Genomic DNA, 25,223 nt, shown 5'->3' with positions numbered 1-25,223 from the left:
CTCCGATTATGCCTTAGCCGTGGAAGCGACTGCCAATCTGTTTGCTGAGATTCATCCTCTCCTCTCCTTAGCCGTAACGACCGGTAATGTAATCTTCGGTCTTTTTCTTGGCCGGGGTGGTGAAGATGGTGTTGGTATCCGAGTACTCGATAAGCTCGCCCATATACATGAAGGCGGTCTGATCCGACACGCGCGCAGCCTGTTGCATGTTGTGGGTCACGATCACCACGGTGAACTGGCTCTTGAGCTCGTTGATCAGCTCCTCGATGGTGAGGGTGGAGATGGGGTCGAGCGCCGAGGTCGGTTCATCGAGCAGCAACACTTCCGGCTCGATGGCGATGGCGCGGGCAATCACCAGACGCTGCTGCTGACCACCGGAGAGACCGAAGGCGTTGTCGTGCAGACGATCCTTCACCTCGTCCCACAGGGCCGCACCGCGCAGGGAGCGCTCGGCCGCTTCATCCAGAGTGCGACGATCGTTGATCCCCTGCAGGCGCAGACCATAGACCACGTTCTCGTAGATGGACTTGGGGAACGGGTTCGGGCGCTGGAACACCATGCCCACCTGACGGCGCAGGGCGGAAACATCGACGCTCTTGTCATAGATGTTGTGGCCGTGCAGTTGGATTTCCCCCTCGATGCGGCAGATCTCCACCAGATCGTTCATCCGGTTGATGCAGCGCAGCAGGGTCGATTTGCCACAGCCTGACGGGCCGATAAAGGCGGTAACCTGCCCTTTGGGGATCTTCATGTTGACGTTGAACAGCGCCTGCTTGCTGCCGTAGTACAGGTTGAGATCCTTCACCTCCAGCGCGGTCTGCTCCGGGGTCAGGTTGAGCAGGTCCAGCGCGGTGTGCTGGGTAGACGTGGTCGTTACGTTGATCATCTGTTACCTCAAAATCTATCTGGAGTGGCCGGACTGCTGCCGGCGCCCCTCACGTATTGGTGCAGAGAGATGGCGGCTCGCGCTCGGCCGCCCCTCTGTTATCTCACTCTTGTATCACTCATGCGGCGCCGGATTAATGCTCCAGCGACCGGAATTTCTCGCGCAAGTGGTTACGAATACCGATAGCGGTCAGGTTCAGGCCCACGATCACCGTCACCAGCAGGAAGGAGGTGGCGTAGACCAGCGGGCGGGCCGCCTCGACGTTGGGGCTCTGGAAGCCGACGTCATAGATGTGGAAGCCCAGGTGCATGAACTTGCGCTCCACATGCAGATACGGGAAGTTGCCATCCATCGGCAAGGTCGGTGCCAGTTTCACCACCCCCACCAGCATCAGCGGCGCAACTTCACCGGCTGCACGGGCAATCGCCAGAATAAGGCCGGTCATGATGGCCGGGCTCGCCATCGGCAGCACGATGCGCCACAAGGTCTCGGCCTGGGTGGCGCCCAGTGCCAACGAGCCCTGACGGATGGTGCTCGGGATCCGCGCCAGCCCCTCTTCGGTGGAGACAATCACCACCGGCAGGGTCAGGATAGCCAGGGTCAGCGCCGACCAAATCACGCCAGGTGAACCAAAGGTCGGGCTCGGCAGCGCTTCCGGGTAGAACAGCTGATCCAGCGAGCCACCGAGCGTGTAGACGAAGAAGCCCAGACCAAACACGCCGTAGACGATGGAGGGCACGCCCGCCAGATTGATCACCGCGATGCGGATGATCTTGGTCAGGCTGTTCTTGCCTGCGTACTCGTGCAGGTAGACCGCCGCCACCACGCCGAGCGGGGTCACGATGATCGCCATCAGGAACACCATGAAGACGGTGCCGAAGATGGCCGGGAAGACGCCGCCCTCGGTGTTCGCCTCACGGGGATCGTCGGATACAAACTTGCCGATCTGGTGGAACCAGTGACCCACCTTGGCCAGCAGGCTCATGTCGTTGGGCCATACCACATCCAGTACCCTGGACATGGGCATGGTCACCAGCTCGCCACGCATATCCTTGACGGTGATGCTGTCCCGGTCAGCCTGACTGCGCAGTGAGAAGAGCTCTTTTTCCAGCACCTGATAACGATCGTTAAGGGCCTGACGTTCACGCTCCAGCTGAGCTTTCAGCTGATCGGTCAGCTTCTCTTCCAGCTCGGCCTTGCGCTCTTTCAGGCGCAGCCGCTCCAGCTGATAGTTGATGCTGCCGATGTCCCCTTTTTGCAGATCGTTGGCCTGTTCGGAGAGGGCATTGGCTCTCGCCAGCACCCGCTGCAGGGCAGGATGCAGATCCGAAGTCAGCTCGCGGCCATCCTCTTTTACCCCGACGATATAACCGTAGAAGTTACCGTTGGTGGCACGCTCAACCATGGCCAGCTCGGCTGGCTGGCTCTGGGACTTGATGTCAGTCTCCAATACCCAGCGAAAATCGAGGTCGACGAACTCACGGTTGCCGGTCTTGACCAGATAGCGGGTCAGCAGCTCGCGCTCTTCCCCCTCCAGCGGCAGACCTGCGGCGCGCAGTCGCTCCACCGGCACCAGCTCGCGATCGTTGATCTCGCCGATCAGCACGCTCTTGTTGCCGCTGGCGTCCTCCAGCTGCCACTCATAGATGGGGTGCGGCCAGAAGTAGACCAGACCACGCCATCCGATCAGCAGCAGCAGACCCAGTACCGCCACCAGACTCAGGCTGACGGCTCCGCCGGTCATCCAGATCCAGGGGGCCCCTGATTTAAACCACTTACCCATTGTCGATTCCTTGTCCATTACAGAGCCGCCCCTTACATCGAGCTGTATTTTTCACGCAACCGCTGACGGACAAACTCGGCCAGGGTGTTGAACATAAAGGTGAACACAAACAGGACGAAGGCCGCGAGGAACAATACCCGATAGTGGGAGCTGCCCACTTCCGACTCCGGCATCTCCACCGCAATGTTGGCGGCCAGAGTACGCAGCCCCTGGAACATGGAGAAGTCCATGATGGGGGTGTTGCCGGTAGCCATCAGTACGATCATGGTTTCGCCCACGGCACGGCCAAGGCCCATCATCACCGCCGAGAAGATGCCCGGGCTGGCAGTGAGGATCACCACTCGGCTCAGGGTCTGCCACGGGGTAGCCCCCAACGCCAGCGAGCCCTGGGTCAGGTGCTTGGGCACCGAGAAGACCGCATCTTCGGCGATGGAGAAGATGGTGGGGATGACCGCAAAGCCCATGGCGATACCGACCACCAGCGAATTGCGCTGGTCAAACTTGATACCCATTTCGTGGGTCAGCCAGATGCGCGAATCACCGTGCATAAAGGCATTCTCGATGAGCGGGCTCAGGGCGAAGGCCCCCCAGCCAATCAGCAGCAGCACTGGAATAAGCAGGATGGCGTGCCATCCCTCCGGCAGCCAGGACTTGCCACGCTCCGGCAGGTAGTTCCAGACCAGTGCGGTCAACAGCATCCCCATCGGCAGCAGGATCAACAGCAGGATCACCCCGGGCAGCGCCCCCTCTATGATGGGCGCCAGCCACAGACCCGCCAGGAAGCCCAGGATAACGGTCGGCAACGCCGCCATGATCTCCACCGTCGGTTTGACGTATTTGCGCAGCCCCGCCGACATGAAGTAGGCGGTATAGATAGCACCGGCGACACCGAGCGGCACCGCAAACACCATGGCGTAGAAAGAGGCTTTCAGCGTACCGAATACCAGTGGCACCAGGCTCAGCTTGGCTTCAAAGTCGTTGCTGGCGGAGGTGGATTGCCACACATACTGGGGCTCCGGATACCCTTCATACCATACCTTCTGCCACAGGGCCGACCAGGTCACCTCGGGGTGATCGTTCTCCACCGAGAAAAGCTTGAAGGTCTCCCCTTGCTGCATCAGCAACAGGTTGTGACGGGGGGAGATGGCCAGGGCAGAGAGTTCACCCCCTTCCACCGTCTCGGTCAGCAGCTTGGTCTCGCCAGTGGCGTGGAAGAAGCTGATGATGCCGTCCTTGTCGGCACTGATGAAGGCTTTGCGATAGTGCTCGGGGGTCAGAAGATCCACCGCGCCATCGCCCTTGAAGTCACGGATCTGAGTGAACTGGCGTTTGCCATCTTTTGCCACTTCAAACCACTGGGAGATGATGCCGTTGTCGTTGCCCACCAGCAGGGAGGAGGCACCGGAGAGCAGCTCGACCCGGGTCACGTTGGCATCTGGCGCATTGATCTCCAGCACATTGCGCACGGATATATTGCTCAGGTCATGAATGTCATAGACAGAGAGACGATTGCCTTCCCGCACAAAGAGGATCCGCAGATTGGGGGTCAAAAGCATCTGATCCACATGGCGCGGCAGGGACGGAATGGTGTAGTTCTCACTGCTCCACTCAATCTCGCCGGAGAGGAAGTTCTCCTCACCGCTCATCACCATCAGTACGCCACGACCATCTTCGGTCACGGCGGCGGTCGCCATCTTGTCCTTGGTGGCCTCAAATACCATGGCACGCAGCGCTTTGCCCTGCGGATCGACCACTACCGGCTCCTCGCCAAAGGGATATTGCAGACTGGGTTCGATCACCCGCACATCGTTGGGATAGGAGACCTTGAACGCAGGCTGGACGACCTGCGCCTTGCCATCGGCGAAACCGTAGGCGATCAGCTTCTGACCAGGGGACGGTGGCGCCACTGCAGTGACATCACCGGTGACCTCAGCATGACCAAGGGATTGCCCGACCTTGATCTTGTCATCTCCCTGCACCGCGAAGAAGTTGACCAGTCCTTTATCGCTGAAGCGATAGCCGATCTCGTTCTGCTCTTCCACGCCGAGCCAGGCGGTCTTCCCTGCGGCAGGCAGGGTAAATGAGGCAGTTGGCTCCATGGAGGCGCCATTGAAGATGGGTTTCACCACATAGAGCAGATAAAAGAAGATAAGCAGCAGCGCCACCAGTACCAGGGCTCCGCCTGTGGTGACGCCATATTTGGCCAATTTATCCTTGATCCGGCGTTTTCTACTGCCCGCCATGACCAGGTTTAACGATTCCGATGACATGCAAGACCTCAATGTAAGCTAGGCTTGGCGGCATTATATGGCGGTTGCATGACAGTTTTGTTACATCGAGAGCGCTTTAACCGAGGTTGCTAGTGGAAAAATGGGCGGGGGTCCTTTCGAGGGAAAGTGAACACAATATATTGTTTATAAAGAGATATTTGTGAGAATAATCAGCAAGGGCAGCCTGTGCTGCCCCCAAATCATTCAGGAAAGGGCATCGTTTGATTGTTGCATCGCCAGTTTGACCGCCTTTTTCTCGGCGCGGCGACGCTTGAAGAAGGCCGACAACTGGGCCGAGCAGGCATCGGCCAGCACACCGCCGGTCAGCTCGACACTGTGGTTGTGGCGCGGGTCCTGCAAGATCTCGAACACCGACCCCGCAGCACCGGTCTTGAGATCACGTGCGCCGTAAACCACCCGCTTGACCCGGCTATGGATCAGCGCACCGGCACACATGCAGCAGGGTTCCAGCGTCACATAAAGTGTGGTGTCGAGCAGGCGGTAGTTCGCAAGCTGCTGGCCCGCTGCCCGAATTGCCATCACCTCGGCATGGGCACAGGCATCGTGTTCGCTGATGGAGCGGTTCCACCCCTCGCCCACCACCTGACCATCCAGCACCAGAACGGCACCGACCGGGATCTCGCCAATCCCTTCGGCCCGGGCGGCCAATGCCATAGCATGGCGCATCCACTGTTCATCCTGCGCGGTCTGACTCGGAGCCTGACCCAGTGTTTCTGGGACCTCTGATGGTTTCACGCCCATCCCCTCTTTATATTGTTCAATTGTGCTTTTTACATTCCAGCTATCCATACCTGTCAGATGATTCCATAGATAGCAGGCATGATAGCTAGCGGTGACAGGGCAGCGATTATGCCAAATCTGCACGTCAGACCCAAGCCGCATCCCGACTGAGCAATAAAGAAGCAATCGGCATCTCTATGATAAAAAAGGAGTTGCACCCGTTTGGCCATGCTATTAGACTTCCTCCCCGTCAGCCGAGTCTGACTCCGTCGGTGTGTAGCGCAGCCAGGTAGCGCATCTGCATGGGGTGTAGAGGGTCGGAGGTTCGAATCCTCTCACACCGACCATTTTCCCCGAGAATAGCCCAGTCAAACGACTGGGCTATTTTTTTGCTTCCGATTTATCCTTCTGACGATGCCAGCTCACCAAGAACAAAAAACACCCAGAACCACTTGAATCTTTTTGCCGAACTCATTAAGATGCGCAACTTTCCGCCGGTAGACAACACAGGGAGGTGGAAACACGAGTGAAGGGATCACTGTCCGGCTTGCGTGCAACACAGGACCAGGCATGAACCAGAACACCGATTTCGCACCCGCCATTACACTTTATTCCGTTCCTCATGACACCCCTTGCCACACCGAAAGCGAAGACGAACAGGTCATCCAGCTGGATGTGATCGATCTGGCCGAACCGGATGATGACTATTGAGCCCGGCCAGATGGCCGCTCAATCACCAGCACATCGCCTGTTCAACGCACTCAGTTTCAGGCCCTTGGCGAGAAATCTGCAAAAAACGACAAACTGCTAATTCTATCAAGGATGGCAGTATTATTGACTAATGTGTCTCCCCCTTCCCTCTCCGGCATTCCCCCCGACAACTGATACAAACCTACGTTATTGCGCTTCACTTTCTATCGCTGCAACCGCTGGTGCCAACAGAGCCTGCATCACCACACCAAGTTTAAAACGCACGTTCACCAATCAGGTCTAGCATTAGCAAAACATTCATTACCACATTCAAACGCGCTTTATACGGCTGTTTTGGCACAGCCTGGAGTTAGGTCGGGATTTGTTTTTGCATTTGTAATTTTATTACGTAATAAGTTACAAAATGAGGGGCAGGGTAACGGCCCAAATTAGCCGTTGTCCGATGGGAAAAAGCAGGAGCATAACCATCTGCGTAGAGCTTTTACACCAACCAAATAAAACAATAAAAAACATCAACTTAACCATATCCAAAAAACAGGTGTTTAAAAAAAACTGTTGACGTACTCAACAATATTTCGCACCTTATCAATCGTGTTACCCCGTTGTTGCGGGAACGTTTCAGGAACAGGGATTCGACTTTAGTCGTAGTTAGTAAGTTCAAAATGTAATTCTCAAAGGAGTGAACCTTATGTCGGCACCGGCTCAGACCCACTGCAGCGCCCGCCTTCGCATCCAGGGCGAGATGCTACCCGAATACGCGCAAATTCTGACGCCGGACGCGGTGGCTCTGGTCTCCGAACTGGTGGAACGTTTTGCTCCCCAAAGAGGGGAATTGCTGAAACAACGTGTGGCACGCCAGGCCCGTATCGATGGCGGCGAGCTGCCGGACTTCCTGCCGGAAACCGCCCACATCCGTGAAGGTGACTGGACCATTCGCGGTATTCCCACCGACCTGCAAGACCGCCGTGTGGAGATCACCGGCCCGGTCGAGCGCAAGATGGTGATCAACGCCCTCAACGCCAACGTCAAGGTGTTCATGGCGGATTTCGAGGATTCACTGGCTCCCGCCTGGAATAAGGTGATCGAGGGCCAAATCAACCTGCGAGATGCGGTCAACGGCACCATCTCTTACACCAGTCCGGAAGGAAAGGCCTACACCCTGAGCCACAATCCGGCGGTGCTCATCTGCCGGGTACGCGGTCTGCACCTGCCGGAAAAACATGTCACCTTCGATGGCGAGCCGATCCCCGGTGGCCTGTTCGATTTTGCTCTCTACTTCCTGCACAACTATCAGGCGCTGCTGGCCAAAGGCTCGGGCCCCTACTTCTACGTGCCCAAGTTGCAGAGCCATCTGGAAGGGCGCTGGTGGAGCGAAGTGTTCGCCTGGACCGAGGACAAGTTCGGTCTGCCCCGTGGCACCATCAAGGCCACCGTGCTGATTGAAACCCTGCCAGCCGTATTCGAGATGGATGAGCTGCTCTATCAGATGAAGGATCACATCGTTGCGCTGAACTGCGGCCGCTGGGACTACATCTTCAGCTATATCAAAACCTTGAAGAACCATCCGGATCGGGTACTGCCTGATCGTCAGGTGGTGACCATGGACAAGCCGTTCCTCTCCGCCTACTCGCGGCTGCTGATCAAGACCTGTCACAAGCGGGGTGCGCTGGCGATGGGTGGCATGGCCGCCTTTATTCCGGCCAAGGACGCTGCCGCCAACGAGCAGGTCTTCGCCAAGGTCAAGGCCGACAAGGAGCGCGAAGCCAACAACGGCCACGATGGTACCTGGGTCGCCCACCCTGGCCTAGCTGATACCGCCATGGCGGTGTTCAATGCCACCATTGCGGCTGGCGCCAAGAACCAGATCGGCGTGCTGCGCGAGCAGGATGCCCCCATCACCGCCACCGACCTGCTGGCCCCCTGTGAGGGCGAGCGCACCGAGGCGGGGATGCGCACCAATATCCGGGTTGCCCTGCAATATCTGGAGGCCTGGATCAACGGCAACGGCTGCGTCCCCATCTACGGTCTGATGGAAGATGCCGCCACCGCCGAGATCTCCCGCACCTCCATCTGGCAGTGGATACGCCACGGCAAGAGCCTGTCGAACGGCAAGGTGGTGACTAAGGAGCTGTTCCGCCAGATGCTGGCCGAGGAGCTGGAAGTGGTCAAAGCCGAGGTGGGCACAGCTCGCTGGCAGACAGGACGCTTTGCCGAGGCAAGAGATCTGATGGAAGAGATCACCTGCGCCGATACCCTGATCGATTTTCTGACGCTGCCCGGTTACGAGCGGCTCTGAATCACGGGCCCCCAGCGGGGCTCGCCAATAACAAGTCAATGGAAACGTGAAATCAATGAAAGAGGGAACTGATATGGCACTGACCCGTGAGCAACAGATCCAGGCTATCGAGAAAGACTGGGCGGAAAACCCCCGCTGGAAAGGGATCAAGCGCGGCTACAGCGCCGAAGATGTGGTGAACCTGCGCGGCAGCTTGCAGCCAGAGCACACCCTGGCCCAGCGCGGTGCCGACAAGCTGTGGGGTCTGATCCACGGCGACGCCAAGAAAGGCTACGTCAACTGCCTCGGCGCCCTGACCGGTGGTCAGGCAGTGCAGCAGGCCAAGGCGGGGATCGAGGCGATCTACCTCTCCGGCTGGCAGGTGGCGGCGGACAACAACTTGTCCTCCACCATGTATCCGGATCAGTCCCTCTACCCGGCCAACTCGGTACCGTCCGTGGTGGAGCGCATCAACAACTCCTTCGCCCGCGCCGACCAGATCCAGTGGGCCAACAAGGTAGGACCTCAGGATGAGGGCTTTATCGACTACTTCCTGCCGATCGTGGCTGATGCGGAAGCCGGTTTCGGCGGTGTGCTGAACGCCTTCGAACTGATGAAGGGGATGATTGAAGCGGGCGCCGCTGGCGTGCACTTCGAAGATCAGCTCGCTTCGGTCAAGAAGTGCGGTCATATGGGTGGCAAAGTGCTGGTACCGACTCAGGAAGCGGTGCAGAAGCTGGTTGCTGCCCGTCTGGCAGCCGATGTGTGCGGCACCACCACCCTGGTGATCGCCCGTACCGACGCCAACGCCGCTGACCTGTTGACCACCGACGCCGACCCGTACGATGCAGACTTCCTGACTGGTGAGCGCACTGCTGAAGGATTCTACAAGGTGCGTGCCGGTATCGATCAGGCCATCGCTCGCGGTCTGGCTTACGCCCCCTACGCCGACATGGTGTGGTGTGAAACCGCCAAGCCGGATCTGGACGAAGCGCGTAAATTTGCCGAAGCAATCAAGGCCAAGTTCCCGGATCGCATCCTGGCCTACAACTGCTCCCCGAGCTTCAACTGGAAGAAAAATCTGGACGATGCCACCATCGCCCGCTTCCAGCAGGAGCTCTCCGACATGGGCTACAAGTATCAGTTCATCACCCTCGCGGGTATCCACAACATGTGGTTCCACATGTACGAACTGGCCTACCAGTACGCCCGTGGCGAAGGGATGAAGCACTACGTCGAGATGGTGCAGGAGCCGGAATTTGCTGCCGCCAGCCGTGGCTACACCTTCGTGGCCCACCAGCAGGAGGTCGGTACCGGTTACTTCGACAAGGTGACTACCGTGATTCAGGGTGGCCAATCCTCGGTCACCGCGCTGACCGGCTCCACCGAAGAAGATCAGTTCCACTGATAGGCAGAACTCTTTGAGAGAGTCCTTGAGATAGCAAAACCCCGGCTTGATGCCGGGGTTTCTTTTTGAAAGGCCCTTCTCCCGAAGGGAGAAGGAACAAAGCTATAGAACCGGTTCACGGTTTGTGACGAGAGGTCGTCAGCAAGGTGAAGAGCAGCACATGAGCCTTGCTCACGGCCTCGCAGTAAGAACGTGGCCAGGTTCTCAGAGCTCGAGTATCTCTTTGACAAAGGGAATGGTCAGCTTGCGCTTGGCGCGAAATGAGGCGTTGTCGAGCTGATTGAGAGTGGTGAGCAGGGTTCGCATATCGCGGGAGAGTCGGTTGAGCAGGAAGCGGCCCACATCGATGGGCAATTTGAAGCCCCGCAGCTCGGCACGCAGCTGCAGGGCACTGAGCTTGCCTTCGTCATCCAGTTCTTCGAGATGGAAACTCACCCCCCAGTCAAGGCGCGAGGCGAGATCCGGCAGTTGCAGCCCCAGTTTGCGCGGTGCGCTGCAACCGGTGACCACCAACGTCCCCTCGCCCTTCTCCTGCCAGCGGTTGTAGAAATCGAATAGCGCCCGCTCCCACACGGCATTGCCGGCGATCGCCTCAAGGCTGTCGAGACAGACCAGCGGCAAGCTTTCGAGGGCATCGAGCATGCTGGGATCGAGCTGTTCAAATTGATCGAGGGAGAGATAGGCCGCCGCCGCATCGCGGGCGTTGACCTCGGCACAGGTGGCGTGGAGCAGATGAGAGCGTCCGGATCCCTTGGCTCCCCAGAAATAGAGGAAAGGTGATCCCTGACCGATGGCCGCGTTTTTGAGGGCGGTGATCAGATGAGCATTGGTGCCGGGATAAAAACTGACGAAGGTTTCATCATCCGGTAGTTGTACGGCTAAAGACAGTTGGGCCGGTTGCTTCACTCGTTGGGCTTTGACTGTGACATTTGTGGCTAAGTGTATCATCGCAAAGACAGATAGAGAACCGCCCGGGCAAGCCGGGCGGTCTACAAAAGCCTTATAAAATCAGGGCTGCGACCATTGGTAACGCAAACCGCTGCCATTATCGTCAACCTTGCGCAAACGACTCTCAAGCTGCAGCGCCCGTACCAGCTCGGCCAGATCTCCTTGCAGGGTAAAGTTGAAGGTGACCTGGTCCCCCTCCAGCTTGCCGATCGCCACCTTGCTGACGTTGGCCATCCCCTGCAGCATCTTCTGCACGGCGATCATGCTGTCCACTTCGGAGAGGCCATCTACCACCAGGGTCTGGCTGGTTGCCGGACCCGAGATACGGGCACCGTAGTTTTTCACCAGCCAGGCCGCTAGGGTATCAGCAAACCCTTGCGCCACTTCGGCCTGAGTGCCGGTGCTATTGCCACGGGTCAGCTCGGCCACTTCACCGGCCGCCTTGGGGCCGTAGAGTCCCCAATCGATGCTCCACTTGTCACCTTCTGGTGTCAGCTTGCCCAGCACCACCATCTCGGCGCCATAGCGCTGGCTTGCCTGCAAAATCGGGTCGGCAAAGCGTCCCCAGACGTCGGTGGCACTGACCGCCATGTTGTCATCGAGATCCATCAGCGGAATGCTGATGGGCAGCCCCAACGTCTGGGCCTGCTCGCGCAAGGCTTGCGCCCAACCATCGCTGGATTGATCCGCCAGCAGGCGACGCTCCCCCTGATCCACCACCAGCCAGATCGCCATCTGGGGACGCGCCGGGCCAAGCAGGGCAAACTGGCTCTCGGAGACCAGGCTGTTGACCTTGTCACTCTTGAACTCGGCTTTCAGATACTTGACGGAGTCCTGATCCTGATAGCCATAGCTTTTGACATAGTCGCCCGGGGCCGCCAGCGCCTTGACCACCACCGGCTGGGTGAGGATGTCGCGCTTGCCGGTCACCTTGATCAGCACCTGACCCAGTGCCTGCCCTTGAGCGGCCACCATATCGCCACTGGTCGGGGCCTTGCCCTGATAGAGGTCGGTCACCTGAGCGGCCGAAGCCATGAATGACAAGCCGCAGCAGAGGGCGGTCACAACACGTTTGAACATGAACAGAGTCTCGAAATGGGAGAGTGTGCTTATGGTAGCGGCAAGGCGCGTCCTGCGGCAAGGCTGGCACAAGCGGCCACAAACAGCAGAGCCGGCGATGCGCCGGCTCCGATCACCCCTTCCACATGGGAAGCAGGTCAAGGCATAAACTTATTTGGTACCGAAGATCTTGTCGCCTGCATCACCCAGACCCGGCACGATGTAGCCTTTCTCATTCAGCCCCTGGTCGACGGAAGCGCAGTAGAGCTCTACGTCAGGGTGAGCGGCTTCCAGCGCCTTGATCCCTTCCGGCGCGGCAACCAGTACCAGCACCTTGATGGATTGGCAGCCTTTCTTCTTCAGCAGATCGATGGTGGCGATCATGGAGCCGCCGGTGGCCAGCATCGGATCGATGACCAGCGCCAGACGCTCTTCGATGTTGCTGACGATCTTCTCGAAATAGGGAACCGGTTGCAGGGTCTCTTCATCGCGGTAGATACCGACCACGCTGACGCGGGCGCTCGGCATGTGCTCCAGCACGCCATCCATCATGCCAAGGCCGGCACGCAGGATGGGTACGACGGTTACCTTCTTGCCTTTGATCTGGTCAACTTCTACTGGCCCATTCCAGCCATCGATGATAACCTTCTCGGTTTCGAAGTCAGAGGTCGCTTCATAGGTCAACAAACTGCCCACTTCTTTGGCCAGTTCACGGAAACGCTTGGTGCTGATATCGCCTTCACGCATCAGACCGATCTTGTGTTTGACCAGGGGGTGTTTGACTTCAACGACTTTCATTATTATCTCCTCTAACCTGCCGCAAAAAAATCGCGGAATCATACAACAAAAGCCACCGCTTGTAGAGCATTTCCGCGCAAAAACGCGCAAACGATTTCCTTTCTGGTTTTTCACCGCCACTGTTAGAATACGCCCCGAATTTTACCCTCCACTTCTTTACATGACGGGGAATACTCGTGACTGACAAAACCTCACTGAGCTACAAGGATGCTGGCGTAGATATCGATGCCGGCAATGCACTGGTTGAACGTATCAAGGGCGTGTCAAAGCGCACTCGTCGTCCTGAAGTCCTTGGTGGTCTTGGCGGCTTTGGGGCCTTGTGTCAAATCCCTGCGGGCTACAAGGAGCCGGTACTGGTCTCCGGTACCGATGGTGTGGGCACCAAGCTGCGGCTGGCCATCGACCTGAAGAAGCACGACACCGTGGGCATCGATTTGGTGGCCATGTGCGTCAATGACCTGATCGTACAGGGCGCCGAGCCGCTGTTCTTCCTCGACTACTATGCAACCGGCAAGCTGGACGTGGACACCGCGGCCGCGGTGGTCACCGGGATCGGTGCCGGTTGCGAGCAGTCAGGCTGTGCCCTGGTGGGCGGCGAGACCGCCGAGATGCCGGGTATGTATGAAGGGGAAGACTACGACATCGCCGGTTTCTGCGTCGGTGTGGTGGAGAAGAGCGAAATCATCGACGGTAGCAAGGTCGGTGAAGGGGATGCCCTGATCGCCCTGGCCGCCAGCGGCCCTCACTCCAACGGCTTCTCCCTGATCCGTAAAATTCTGGAAGTCTCCAAAGCCGACGTGCATCAGCCGCTGGGTGACACCACCCTGGCCAACGCCCTGCTGGAGCCGACCCGCATCTATGTGAAACCTGTGCTCAAGCTCATCAAGGAGTGCGAGATCCACGCCCTCTCCCACATCACCGGCGGTGGCTTCTGGGAGAATATCCCCCGCGTATTGCCTGCCAATACTCAAGCGGTGATCGACGAGCAGAGCTGGCAGTGGCCGGCGGTGTTCAGCTGGCTGCAGCAGGCTGGCAACGTCACCCGTCACGAGATGTATCGCACCTTCAACTGCGGTGTCGGCATGATCATCGCCCTGCCTGCCAATCAGCTGGAGAAGGCGCTGACCCTGCTCAAAGCGGAAGGCGAGAACGCATGGCACATCGGTCATATCGCCAAGGCAACAGACGGTGAGGAGCAGGTCGTCATCAAATGATGCGGATCCTCGTCCTAATCTCTGGCAGCGGCAGCAACCTGCAGGCGATCCTCGACCACTGCGCCAGCGACAAGATTGCCGGTGAAGTGGTCGGCGTTATCAGCAACAAGGCCGATGCCTATGGTCTGGTTCGCGCCAAAGAAGCTGGCGTGGCGACCTCCATTCTGGCCCAGCAGCAGTTTGCCAGCCGGGAGGAGTATGACGCCGCCCTGCTGGCGCTGATGGCAGACTATCAGCCGGATCTGGTGGTGCTGGCCGGGTTTATGCGGATATTGAGCGGCGATCTGGTGCGCCATTTCGCCGGCAGGATGATCAATATCCACCCCTCCCTGCTGCCCAAGTATCAGGGCCTGCACACCCACCAGCGCGCCATAGATGCCGGTGACAGTGAACACGGCGCCAGTGTCCACTTCGTGACCGAAGAGCTGGACGGGGGCCCGGTGATCCTGCAGGCCCGCGTGCCCATCTTTGAAGGGGACACGGCGGAGGAGGTAGCGGCACGGGTACAGGCGCAGGAGCACAGCATCTACCCGCTGGTGGTACGCTGGTTCTGCGAAGGCAGGCTGCAAATGGTAGACGGCGCCGTGCAACTGGATGGCGCCCTGCTGGGCCCCGCGGGTTACGCCTGCGAGTAACCGCTAACAACTGCATGTCAGATACAACAAGGGAGGCTTAAGCCTCCCTTGTCATTTCTACCTACCGCACGATAGCAGCGGTTAGGTCGGATTACTCGGCCAAGCGACCCTACACCGGATTGTCGATATCAATAAAGGTCACATCCAGCCCGTGCACGGTCGCCAGCCACTCCCCCAGCGCCTTGACGCCGTAACGCTCGGTGGCGTGATGGCCCGCGGCGTAGAAGTGCATCCCCATCTCGCGAGCGGTGTGAATGGTCTGCTCGGAGGCTTCACCGGAGATAAAGGCATCGATGCCCTGCTCCGCCGCCAGATTGATGTAGCTCTGACCGCCACCGGTGCACCAGGCCACGGAACGGATAAGCTCGGGGCCGCTGTCGCCACAATAGAGTGGTTCGCGGCCAAGGCGTTCGGCAATCAGTTTGGCAAAGTCGGCGCCACTCATCGGCTCTTCCAGCTTGCCCACCATGGCGACACTCTTGCTGTTCCACGGCTCCAGACCGCGGCGTACCTTGATGTCGAGCAGCTTGGCTAGCTGGGCGTTGTTACCCACCTCGGGATGGACATCCAGCGGCAAATGGTAGGCAAACAGGTTGATATCGTGGGTCAGCAGGGTCTTGAGCCGACGCTGCTTCATGCCGGTGATCTGGGCCGGTTCACCGCTCCAGAAGTAACCGTGATGGACCAGGATGGCATCGGCTTCGGCAGCCACCGCCGCGTCGATAAGCGCCTGACTGGCGGTGACACCGGTCACTACCTTGCGAATACGTTCGCGCCCCTCCACTTGCAAGCCGTTGGGGCAGTAATCCTTGATAGAGTGCGGTTCGAGCAGATGGTTCAGTACGGTTTCGAGTTTTCGATGAGAGATCATAGGGGTCCCTTATTAAGGCTCGGTCCCCTGCTTTACCAATAAAAACAGGGCCCAGGCTCAAAGCGCCAAGGGCCCCATGATAATCGAGCCGGGCCGTCAAGACCATGACAGCCCCCACACAGTGCGGCTTCCCTACATGCCTCAGGCTGGCAGGTCGATCCCCGCCTCCCGCATCTGGGCCAGCTTGTAGCGCAGAGTGCGCGGGCTGATGCCGAGTCGGTCGGCCACCGCCTTGCGGCTGCCGTTACAATCTTGCAGGGTGTCGAGGATGATCTGGTGCTCCTGCTGCTTGAGCTCGCTGCCGAGGCGATCGCCGCCATAGCTGCGCTCCACGCTGACAAACTCCATCTCCTGCTCGTCCAGCTCCTCCAGAATGAGGTGGTCACAATCAATGATCCCGTCGGGGCTGAGGATGAGGGCGCGCTGTACCACGTTATCCAGCTCCCGCACATTGCCGGGCCAGGGGTGGGCCAGCAACCGCTCCCGCGAGGCATCTGTCAACTGTGGTGTCGGCAGCCCCTGCTGACTGGCATGAAGTGCCAGCAGGTGCTCCGCCAGCGGCAGAATGTCGCCGGGCCGCTCACAGAGGGCAGACCAGCGCAGCGGGAAGACGTTGAGGCGATAGTAGAGATCTTCGCGGAACAGGCCATCCTGCACCGCTTTTTTCAAATCCCGGTTGCTGGTAGCGATGACCCGCACATCCAGCGGGATCATCTTGCGACTGCCGAGCCGCTCCACCTCTTTCTCCTGCAACACCCGCAGCAATTTGGCTTGCAGCCCCTGATCCATCTCGGTGATCTCGTCAAGCAGCAGGGTGCCCCCCTGCGCCTGCTCGAACTTGCCCGGGCACCCCTGTACCGCACCAGTGAAGGCTCCCTTCTCGTAGCCAAACAGGGTTGCCTCCAGCATGTTTTCCGGAATGGCGGCGCAGTTGATGGCGACGAAAGGCTGCTCGGCGCGGCTGGAGTTGTCGTGAATGTAACGGGCCAGCACCTCTTTACCCGTCCCGCTCGGGCCGGTCACCATCACGGTCGCTTCGCTTCTGGCCACCCGGGTCGCCAGCTGGAACAGCTCGGCAGTTTTGGGATCCCCGTAGACCACGGCACGTTTTTCCACCTTCTGAGCAGGCACATAGCGGCTGACCTGATTGAGCAGCACCTCCGGCGAAAAGGGCTTGGCCAGATAGTCGATGGCCCCTTCGCGCATGGCGCGCACCGCGCCGTCGATATTGGCGTAGGCGGTCATCAGCAACACAGGTATCTGCGGATATTGCTGGCGGATGGTAGCCAGCAGGGTGAGGCCGTCCATTCCCCCCATCTGGATATCGGAGATCACCATGTCAAACGGCTGACGGGAGAGGGCCAGCAGAGCACGCTCGCCGCTGTCCGCTTCGCGGCACTCATAACCGCCGAGCAAAAGGGTATCCACCAGCGCTTCGCGCAGGCCATTGTCATCTTCTACAACCAGGATCCGGGCCTGAGTCATGCTACACCTCCCACGACAGCCAACCTGGCCGCATTGATATGGCTCCCTCTCGGCAGGCACAGCTCCTTAACAAGGCTCATGCTGCACCTCCAAGTTGCACCTGCTGCTGGTGCAGGGGGAACGACAGAGTAAAACAGGTGCCTTCACCGGGAACAGAGGCCACACCGACCTCCCCCTGATGGGCACGCACGACGGATTGCACCACCGCCAGCCCGAGGCCAGTGCCTTGGGAGCGGGTGGTAAAGAAGGGTTCGAATACCTGACCAAGCAGGTGAGAAGGGATCCCCTTGCCATTGTCGATGACACGCATCTCCACCCGGACACCACTGCGCACCGCGCTGACCAAGAGTGACGTGGCCCCCGCCTGCTGGGCATTGGCGATCAGGTTGTTGATGGCGCCCGCCAGTGCGCTGCTGTTGGCCAGCAGGCAGAGATCGGGCTCCGGCGCCTCTATGTGCAGTTCGCAGCCCTGTTGCTGACAGAAAGCCTCGGCACCAGCCTGCACTTCAGCCAGCAAGCCCTGTACCGAGATGGGGGTGACCACCTGATTGTCGCCATTGCGGGCAAACAGCAGGATGTCGTTGATCTGCTTCTCCAGATCCTGGAGGCGGGCCATCAGCTTTTGCTGAAACTGGCTGCGGGACTCCGGCTTGAGGGTACGGTTGGCCAGGTTGGCGGCATAGAGCATGGCGGCGGAGAGCGGAGTGCGGATCTGGTGGGCGAGCGAAGCCGCCATATTGCCCAGCGCCGACAGCCGCTTCATGTGGTTGATGCGATCCTGAAGCTTGCGGGTTTCAGTGAGGTCATTGATAAAGACCAGCTGGCCGCTCTGATCCGGCAGCGGCTGGGTAGAAAGCTGGACCCGTCGTCCATCGCGCAGGGAGATCTCGTGGCCATCATCCTCACGTGGTTCAAAACAGCGGGCAATGATGCGGCGCCAGAGCTCTCCTTCCAACGGCTCCCCCAGCAGGGAGATGGCTGCCGGATTCGCGCGGGTGACCACCCCAGCCCCGTCAAGCAGCAACACCCCGGTGGGGAGCGCCTTGAAGATGGCATAGAGCTGGCTCACTTCGTGGGACTGGAGTGGCATGTCCTGCTGCTGGATCGTCATAAACCTGACCTCAAACTGGCTATTGGGTCAGGTCATTCAATTTCCATGCCACTAAAATATGTTAATTAAAACAATAGATTGCATGTTAACGTCAAGGCTTTGACCCTTAAACGTCCTTGCTCATCCCGTACTTTTTCATCTTCTCTACCAGGGTGGTACGGCGCATGCCGAGCAGATCGGCGGCGCGGGCCACCACCCCGTCCTGCGACTCCAGCGCCTGGCGGATCAGCTCCACTTCAAGGTCGGCCAGCATCTCCTTGAGATTGACCCCCTCCTCCGGCAGTTGCATGGTGCGGGCAGAGGCGAGGGGGTGATCCAGCTCCGGCGGCTCCTGGAACACCGCCGCCAGCGCATCCCGCTCATCCATCTCGGTCAGCCGCTCATCCCGCGGCTCGCTCGGCAACAGACGATAACGACTCGGCAGATCCGCCACATCGACGATCTGTTGCGGGTAGAGGATAAGCAGCCGCTCCAGCAGGTTGGAAAGCTCGCGCACATTGCCCGGCCAGGGGTACTGCATCAGCGACTCCAGCGCCCGCTGGGTCAGACGGATCACACTGTGGTGCTGCTCCGCGTGACGGTTGAGCAACTCCTGCAGCAGCAGCGGAATGTCATCGATGCGATCCCGCAGTGGCGGGGTCTCAATGGGGAAGACGTTGAGGCGGTAGTAGAGATCTTCACGAAAACCCTGACTGCGGATCAATGCCTCCAGATCCCGATGGGTCGCCGCAATGATGCGCACATCGGCCTGAATGGGTTTGCCGCCACCGACCCTGTCGAACAGCCGCTCCTGCAATACCCGCAGCAGTTTGACCTGCATCGGCATCGGCATGTCGCCAATCTCGTCGAGGAACAGAGTGCCCCCCTGCGCCAGCTCGAAACGACCGCGACGAGCTGCGATGGCGCCGGTAAAGGCTCCCTTCTCGTGACCGAACAGTTCGCTCTCAAGCAACTCGGCAGGAATGGCACCACAGTTGATAGGCACAAAGGGGCCACTACTGCGGGCCGAGAGTTCGTGAATGGCACGGGCCACCACTTCTTTGCCGGTTCCCGATTCACCAAGGATCAGCACGTTGGCATCGGTCTCGGCCACCTGGCTGATGAGGCGGCGAACCTCCTGGATCCCCTTCCCTTTGCCCACCAGCAAACGCAGCAACGTCTGCCCCTTGTCGTGGGTCTGTTGACGGGGATGGAGAGAGACAAAAGCCTGACAGAAGTGCAGGTGACGAGTCAGCGACTCATAGGTAAAGGGGGCCTGGGCAACACCGATAAAGTTGCTGTTGGGCAGTTCCGCCTCAACCAGCGAGATAAAGGGGGTACGAGGGAAAGCGGCAAGTAACTCGGGCAAGGTGCGACCTGCCAGTTCACCCACCAGCACCCCTTGCAGTGGGCCAGAAGATTCGATGGCGACATCCAGGTCCCCTTCTGCGACATCCTGCCACAGGATCCCCATAAACGAGAGCACGGTTCCCAACTGTTGGCGCCGCTGCGCATCGGCATCAACAATCAACACGCCCATCTCCACCATATCCATTCCTCGCGATGTCCTGAACTAACTTATTGTTTTATTTAATGATAAAACAGCTACCGACTGTCTTTTTGCAGGCACACAAAGTGCCAAAATTCCGACACATTGTCAAAAGTTGTCGTATTCAGGCTAAGTGTATCGACAGAAACGAGAGATTAGATAAATTTTGCCGAGGAATTTTCTGCATTGGCGCCGTTAACAAACGCAGCCAAAAGCGGAAAGAAAACTGCCCTCGTCAGAGGGCAGCATGCAACACGGTGAAGCGCATTCAGTGGCGATTATGGTGGTGCGGCGCCGCGTAACGACACTCGGGAAAACGGCTGCAAGCAAGAAAGAGTCGACCGGCGTGGGGGCCTTTTTTCGCCTCCCGCTCCACCAGCGGCGCATCACAACGAGGGCAGTGCTGTACCTCGTGCTCCTCGTCATCCTCTACATCGGCGAACAAGCCATCGACCAGCTCCCCCTCACTCTGTGGCGTCTCCACCACCCCCTTGGCCTGGATGGTGGGCTCGCGGAGCGACGCAGGCGAGATGGCCTCGGCATGGGCAGTGCGACCACGCATCCCGGCACCGACATCCACGCCGTCCAGCAGCAGAGGGTTGAATGTGGGCTCGCGGCGCGCTCCGTGCGGCAAATCGTCGATCAATGGTTCGCTGGTTTTGACCAGCAGCGGCAGGATCTGTTCGCGCAGCTCTTCCACCAGATAGCTGGCACTTGCCGGGATCTGCAGCAACGGCAGACCGGCGCTGTCGCAGGCGGTTTTCAGAAAGAGATCCCGCGCCTTGCGCTTCTGGTAACGATGGGAGCTGTCATCGAGTTCGATGGCGCAGATAAAGGAGAGATCCGCAGGGTGGCAAAGCAGATAGTCGAAATGCTTGGCGCTGATCTTGTTGAAGTACTGCTGCCATTTGCTTTTGCCGATCCCGGCCTGCGGCGTCAGCACATCGGCCACCCGCACCTTGGCAAAGACCCGGGCCTTGTCACCCACCGCCAGATCCAGCACCCCGAGGAAGGATCGCTCGGCGGGACTGAACAGGGTCTCCTGCACATCATAGGGCAGGCGCTTTTGCTGTCTGCCTCTGCTCCAGAAGATCGCCAGCACAAGCAGCGCCAGCAACAACAATCCCGATAGGACGAGGGTATTCATGAGAGCACGATCCAGTTCACGACACGAAAGGGGAATTACTTTACCACAGCCGCCACGGAGCAAGGCAGCAGACCCGTGTATAGAAAGTGAAAAGTCCCGTCTTTTTATCTATTTGTCAGCAGGCGGGGGTTCATATGACCAGTCCCAGCAGGCACAATAGGGATAGAGCAAGAAATCCCATTTCAAGGAGAGCAGGATGCAAAAGCAATTGGTGGTCACCGTGATCGGTGCAGACAAACCCGGGATCGTCGAGAGTCTGGCAGCAGTCATCAGCCGCGAGCAGGGCAACTGGCTGGGCAGCGCCATGAGCGAACTGGCGGGCCAGTTTGCCGGTATCCTCCATGTCTCTGTCCCCGATGAGCACTATCGCAGCCTGTGCGAAGCACTGGCCCTGCTACCGGGTCTGACCATCAGCTTTGCCGAAGGGACACCTACCGCCGAGCCAGCCCATCAAGTCATGATGACGGTGACCGGCAACGACCGCCCCGGCATCGTCCATGAAGTAGCCAGCATCCTGCGTCAGCTCGAGATCAACGTGGCCGATCTCACCACTGGCTGTGAACCGGCTCCCCACTCCGGCGCCCCGCTCTTCTATGCCCATGCGCTGGTTGCCCTGCCCGACGGGCTCGCGATGGATACCCTCATCACCGCGCTGGAATCCCTCTCCGACGATCTGGTGGTCGACATCGACGAAGCGTTCAGCGAGCAGTAACAATACTGTCATTTATTTGTCATATATTAACGCCATAACTGCCGCGCAGACGCGACCTGAAACAGAGGCACAAGATGAGCACCGACAAGCAGTATGAAGAGAAAGAGCTGAGCTGGCTCTCATTCAATGAACGGGTGTTGCAAGAGGCAATGGACAAGACGGTGCCCCTCATCGAGCGGGTTCGTTTTCTGGGGATCTTCTCCTCCAACCAGGATGAGTTCTTCAAGGTACGGGTATCGGACGTCAAGCGTCGCATCCTCATCAATGAAGTACATGGTGGCGACGATGAAGCGAAAGTGCTGCTGCGCGCCATCCAGCAAAAAGTGATGGCGCTCGGTGAAGCGTTCGACAACACCTACAAGGAGCTGTTGATTGCGCTCGCTCGCCACAACATCTTCCTGGTCAACGAGAACCAGCTCTCCGATGCCATTCAGAAGTGGCTGCGGGTCTTCTTCAAGGAGAAGGTGCTGCGTCACATCATCCCGATCCTGCTCAACAAAGAGGTCAATCCGGTCAAATTCCTCAAGGATGAGTACACCTATCTGGCCATCGAGATGAAGAAGAACGGTCAGGTGATCCAGTACGCCCTGGTCGAAGTGCCGACCGATGACCTGCCCCGCTTCTTCCAGCTGCCGCCGGAAGGGACCCGCCGCAAGAAGCAAATCATCATTCTGGATAACGTCATCCGCTTCTGCCTCGACGAGATCTTCAAAGGCTTCTTCGACTACGACGAGATTGCCGCCTATGCGGTGAAGCTGACCCGGGATGCCGAATATGATCTCTCCGACCAGCTGGACTTGAGCCTGGTGGACAAGATGAGTGACGGCTTGAAGCAGCGCCTCACCGCCATGCCGGTGCGCTTCGTCTACGAGCGGGAGATGCCCGCTGCCATGATAAGCTTCCTCAAGCTCAAGCTGCAGATCAGCTCCTACGACGCCATCATGCCGGGCGGGCGCTATCACAACTTCAAGGATTTCATCGGGTTCCCCAACGTGGGCCGTGACTATCTGGAAAACCCCAAGCTGCCGGCGCTGGATTGTCGCGATTTTGACGGCTTCGTCAACGCCTTCGATGCGATTACCAAGCAGGATATCCTGCTCTACTACCCGTATCACAAGTTCCACCACTTCACCGAGCTGGTGCGCCAGGCGGCGTTCGATCCGGCGGTGAGCGCCATTCGCATCAATATCTACCGGGTGGCCAAGAAGTCGCGGATCATCCACTCCCTCATCGATGCCGCCAACAACGGCAAGAAGGTGACCGTGGTGGTCGAGCTGCGCGCCCGTTTCGACGAAGCGGCCAACATCGACTGGGCCAATATTCTCACCGATGCCGGGGTCAAGGTGGTGTTCGGGGTGCCGAGCCTCAAGATCCACTCCAAGCTCTGCCTCATAACCCGCCACGAAAATGGCGAGGCGGTACGCTATGCCCATATCGGCACCGGTAACTTCAACGAGAAGACCGCCAAGATCTACACCGACTTCTCGCTGCTGACCCGCAATCCGGACATCACCGCCGAAGTGGAAGGGGTGTTTGAATACATCGAGTACCCCTATAAGCGTTACAAATTCAATCACCTGCTGGTCTCCCCCATCAACAGCCGCCGTCAGCTCTATCGCCTCATCGACAACGAGCTCTCCAACGCCAAGGCGGGCCAGCCGAGCGGCATCATCCTCAAGATCAACAATCTGGTGGACAAGGATCTCATCAACCGCCTCTATGCCGCCGGGCAGGCCGGGGTGCCGATCCAGATGATCATCCGTGGCATGTGCGCCCTACGTCCGGGCGTACCGGGCCTCAGTGACAACATCAAGGTGATCAGCATCATCGACCGCTTCCTCGAGCACCCGCGGGTGATGGTGTTCCACAACAAGGGCAATCCCCAGCTCTATATCTCCAGCGCCGACTGGATGAGCCGCAATATCGACGGCCGTATTGAGGTGGGCACCCCCATTTATGACGAGCGCCTCAAGCAGCGCATCATGGACATTCTCGAACTACAACTGAGTGATACCTGCAAGGCGCGGGTCATTGATGCCGACCAGCAGAACGAATATGTGAAGCGGGGCAACCGCCGCAAGATCCGCTCTCAGGTGGCGATTTACGACTATCTCAAACGTATCGAGTCAAACAATGGACAATAGTCTCTATGCCGCCGTGGATCTCGGCTCCAACAGTTTTCATATGGTGATCGCCCATCTGAGCGAAGGGCGTTTTCGCATCGTCGATCGCATCAAGGAGCGGGTGCGGCTGGCGGAAGGGATGGATGAGCAAAAACGCATGAGCCCGGAGGCGATGGAACGCGGTCTCGCCTGCCTGTCGCTGTTTGCCGAGCGCCTCACCAATATCAAGCCGGATCAGATCCGCATCGCAGGTACCTATACCCTGCGCCGCGCCAGCAACGCCCGCGAATTTGTGAGTGAAGCAGCCAAGGTGCTCAACCACCCCATCGAGATCATCAGCGGGCAGGAGGAGGCACGGCTCATCTATCAGGGGGTTGCCCATACCCAGCATATCGAGGGCCAAGTACTGGTGATCGATATCGGCGGCGGCAGCACCGAACTCATCATCGGTGAAGGGTTTGAACACAAGGCCCTCACCAGTCGCAAGATGGGCTGCGTCAGCTTTACCCAAAGCTTCTTTGCCAGCGGCAAGCTGAGCGACAAGCACTTCACCAATGCCGTGCTGGAGGCGCAACACCAGCTCGCCCCCATCGTCAACCAGTACCGCAAGCTGGGCTGGCAGAGCTGCCTTGGCAGCTCAGGCTCCATTCGTACGGTACGGGATGTACTGCAAGGCGAAGGGCTGACTGACGGCAGCATTACGCTGGAGGGGCTGGAGCGGCTCAAGGCGCTGATGATTGAGCGCAAGCGAGTCGATAACCTCAAGCTGACAGGGCTTACCGAGGAGCGTCAGGAGGTGTTTGCCGCTGCGGTCGCCATCCTGCTCGGCCTGTTTACCTCGCTGCCCATCGAGCGGCTCGACTACTCCGATGGTGCTCTGCGCGAAGGGTTGCTTTATGAATTCGAGGAGCGCTTGCAGCACCACGATATTCGCGAGCGCACCGCACAAGCGCTCGGTACCCACTACCGGATGGACCGCAAACAAGCCGCCCGGGTGGAGCAGAGCGTGCTGACCCTGTTCGATGCCTTGCAAGAGCCCTGGCAGATGGAGATAGAACCCTATCGCGCCATCCTCGGCTGGGCGGCACGGCTGCACGAAATTGGCCTTGCCATCAACTACAGCGGCATTCATCGCCACTCAGCCTATATCCTGCAACACACCGACCTGCCCGGCTTCAACCAGGACGATCAGGCTCTGCTGGCGGCGCTGGTACGCTTTCAGCGCAAGGGGCTCAAGCTCTCCGAGCTGCCGCCCCTGCCCAACCACGACATGCAGACGGTGCTGCGCTGCATCCGCATCCTGCGCCTCGCTGTCGCCGCTCACCACAAGCGCCAGGACAACCTGCTGCCCGAGTGGAAAGTCGCGGTACAAGGGGATCAGCTGGTCGTGACCCTGCCGATCGACTGGTGCGAGGAGAACCGTCTCCTGATGCAAAATCTGGAGAAGGAGCATCGTTATTGTCAGGAGCAGGGCTGGCCACTGTTGTTCCAGCTCGGCTAAACCGGAAAGATAAATGA

At 58.9% G+C, this 25,223-nt stretch carries 20 protein-coding genes and 1 tRNA gene; 9 read left to right on the top strand and 12 right to left on the bottom strand.

Annotation, left to right across the window (positions count from 1 at the left end; genetic code table 11):
* Positions 1-67: 67 nt before the first annotated feature.
* The 4 genes from pstB to tadA form a co-directional block, all read right to left on the bottom strand.
* Entirely contained in the window at positions 68-886 is an 819-nt protein-coding gene (gene pstB / locus G5193_RS00360; RefSeq protein ID WP_005334102.1) for a phosphate ABC transporter ATP-binding protein PstB, read from the bottom strand.
* A gap of 133 nt (positions 887-1,019) precedes the next feature.
* On the bottom strand, positions 1,020-2,669 hold the full coding sequence (gene pstA / locus G5193_RS00355) for a phosphate ABC transporter permease PstA (protein WP_042012620.1): 1,650 nt from the start codon (positions 2,667-2,669) through the stop codon (positions 1,020-1,022).
* A 32-nt stretch (positions 2,670-2,701) separates the two neighbouring features.
* Positions 2,702-4,939, bottom strand: a complete 2,238-nt coding sequence (locus tag G5193_RS00350; RefSeq protein WP_266133795.1) for an ABC transporter permease subunit — start codon at positions 4,937-4,939, stop codon at positions 2,702-2,704.
* A 204-nt stretch (positions 4,940-5,143) separates the two neighbouring features.
* A complete protein-coding gene (tadA, locus tag G5193_RS00345) occupies positions 5,144-5,695 on the bottom strand; it encodes a tRNA adenosine(34) deaminase TadA (RefSeq protein ID WP_421204666.1) in 552 nt (183 codons plus the stop codon).
* Between the two features lie 255 nt (positions 5,696-5,950).
* Here tadA and G5193_RS00340 point away from each other — a divergent pair.
* From G5193_RS00340 to aceA, 4 genes are all read left to right on the top strand, one after another.
* Positions 5,951-6,027: transfer RNA gene (locus G5193_RS00340), tRNA-Pro, on the top strand.
* 223 nt (positions 6,028-6,250) lie between these two features.
* A complete protein-coding gene (locus tag G5193_RS00335) occupies positions 6,251-6,391 on the top strand; it encodes a hypothetical protein (RefSeq protein WP_421204665.1) in 141 nt (46 codons plus the stop codon).
* 688 nt (positions 6,392-7,079) lie between these two features.
* Positions 7,080-8,687: a malate synthase A gene (gene aceB, locus G5193_RS00330; RefSeq protein WP_421204664.1), complete on the top strand. Its 1,608-nt coding sequence runs from the start codon at positions 7,080-7,082 to the stop codon at positions 8,685-8,687.
* A 73-nt stretch (positions 8,688-8,760) separates the two neighbouring features.
* Positions 8,761-10,074, top strand: coding sequence for an isocitrate lyase (gene aceA, locus G5193_RS00325; protein WP_421204663.1), 1,314 nt, complete (start codon positions 8,761-8,763; stop codon positions 10,072-10,074).
* 204 nt (positions 10,075-10,278) lie between these two features.
* Here aceA and hda read toward each other — a convergent pair whose 3' ends face one another.
* From hda to upp, 3 genes are all read right to left on the bottom strand, one after another.
* Positions 10,279-10,980: a DnaA inactivator Hda gene (hda, locus tag G5193_RS00320; protein ID WP_021231044.1), complete on the bottom strand. Its 702-nt coding sequence runs from the start codon at positions 10,978-10,980 to the stop codon at positions 10,279-10,281.
* A 102-nt stretch (positions 10,981-11,082) separates the two neighbouring features.
* Positions 11,083-12,102 (bottom strand): DUF2066 domain-containing protein, encoded by a 1,020-nt coding sequence (locus G5193_RS00315; protein WP_421204662.1) that lies wholly within the window; start codon positions 12,100-12,102, stop codon positions 11,083-11,085.
* Between the two features lie 150 nt (positions 12,103-12,252).
* On the bottom strand, positions 12,253-12,879 hold the full coding sequence (gene upp, locus G5193_RS00310; RefSeq protein WP_005334115.1) for a uracil phosphoribosyltransferase: 627 nt from the start codon (positions 12,877-12,879) through the stop codon (positions 12,253-12,255).
* A 176-nt stretch (positions 12,880-13,055) separates the two neighbouring features.
* On the opposite strand from upp, the gene purM reads away from it, so the two are divergent.
* Entirely contained in the window at positions 13,056-14,093 is a 1,038-nt protein-coding gene (gene purM / locus G5193_RS00305; protein WP_335836776.1) for a phosphoribosylformylglycinamidine cyclo-ligase, read from the top strand.
* Complete coding sequence (gene purN / locus G5193_RS00300) at positions 14,090-14,728, top strand: phosphoribosylglycinamide formyltransferase (RefSeq protein ID WP_421204661.1); 639 nt, start codon at positions 14,090-14,092, stop codon at positions 14,726-14,728. Before purM ends, purN begins: the two co-directional genes overlap by 4 nt.
* A gap of 109 nt (positions 14,729-14,837) precedes the next feature.
* Here the strand turns inward: purN and G5193_RS00295 are convergent, their stop codons facing one another.
* From G5193_RS00295 to G5193_RS00275, 5 genes are all read right to left on the bottom strand, one after another.
* Complete coding sequence (locus G5193_RS00295) at positions 14,838-15,599, bottom strand: Nif3-like dinuclear metal center hexameric protein (RefSeq protein ID WP_216954095.1); 762 nt, start codon at positions 15,597-15,599, stop codon at positions 14,838-14,840.
* A gap of 141 nt (positions 15,600-15,740) precedes the next feature.
* Entirely contained in the window at positions 15,741-17,084 is a 1,344-nt protein-coding gene (locus G5193_RS00290; RefSeq protein ID WP_108614389.1) for a sigma-54-dependent transcriptional regulator, read from the bottom strand.
* A 76-nt stretch (positions 17,085-17,160) separates the two neighbouring features.
* Positions 17,161-18,195: a sensor histidine kinase gene (locus tag G5193_RS00285; protein ID WP_216954098.1), complete on the bottom strand. Its 1,035-nt coding sequence runs from the start codon at positions 18,193-18,195 to the stop codon at positions 17,161-17,163.
* 106 nt (positions 18,196-18,301) lie between these two features.
* Complete coding sequence (locus G5193_RS00280; RefSeq protein ID WP_266133996.1) at positions 18,302-19,723, bottom strand: sigma-54 dependent transcriptional regulator; 1,422 nt, start codon at positions 19,721-19,723, stop codon at positions 18,302-18,304.
* 268 nt (positions 19,724-19,991) lie between these two features.
* The gene (locus G5193_RS00275; protein WP_421204660.1) at positions 19,992-20,870 is read right to left on the bottom strand and encodes a DUF2726 domain-containing protein; all 879 of its coding nucleotides are present in this window, start codon (positions 20,868-20,870) and stop codon (positions 19,992-19,994) included.
* Positions 20,871-21,066: 196 nt separating this feature from the next.
* Here G5193_RS00275 and G5193_RS00270 point away from each other — a divergent pair, with 196 nt between their 5' ends.
* The 3 genes from G5193_RS00270 to ppx all read left to right on the top strand — a co-directional run bounded on the left by G5193_RS00270 (position 21,067) and on the right by ppx (position 25,206).
* Positions 21,067-21,582 (top strand): glycine cleavage system protein R, encoded by a 516-nt coding sequence (locus G5193_RS00270; RefSeq protein WP_047437655.1) that lies wholly within the window; start codon positions 21,067-21,069, stop codon positions 21,580-21,582.
* 74 nt (positions 21,583-21,656) lie between these two features.
* Positions 21,657-23,726 (top strand): polyphosphate kinase 1, encoded by a 2,070-nt coding sequence (gene ppk1, locus G5193_RS00265; protein WP_005350671.1) that lies wholly within the window; start codon positions 21,657-21,659, stop codon positions 23,724-23,726.
* The gene (gene ppx, locus G5193_RS00260; RefSeq protein ID WP_042052939.1) at positions 23,716-25,206 is read left to right on the top strand and encodes an exopolyphosphatase; all 1,491 of its coding nucleotides are present in this window, start codon (positions 23,716-23,718) and stop codon (positions 25,204-25,206) included. Before ppk1 ends, ppx begins: the two co-directional genes overlap by 11 nt.
* Positions 25,207-25,223: the final 17 nt, after the last annotated feature.

The sequence above is a fragment of the Aeromonas sp. 601027 genome, from assembly GCF_049174455.1.
Lineage (GTDB): Bacteria > Pseudomonadota > Gammaproteobacteria > Enterobacterales > Aeromonadaceae > Aeromonas > Aeromonas veronii_A.
The sequence above is the reverse complement of the archived record's forward strand: the minus strand, read 5'-3'. Positions and strand labels throughout refer to the sequence as shown.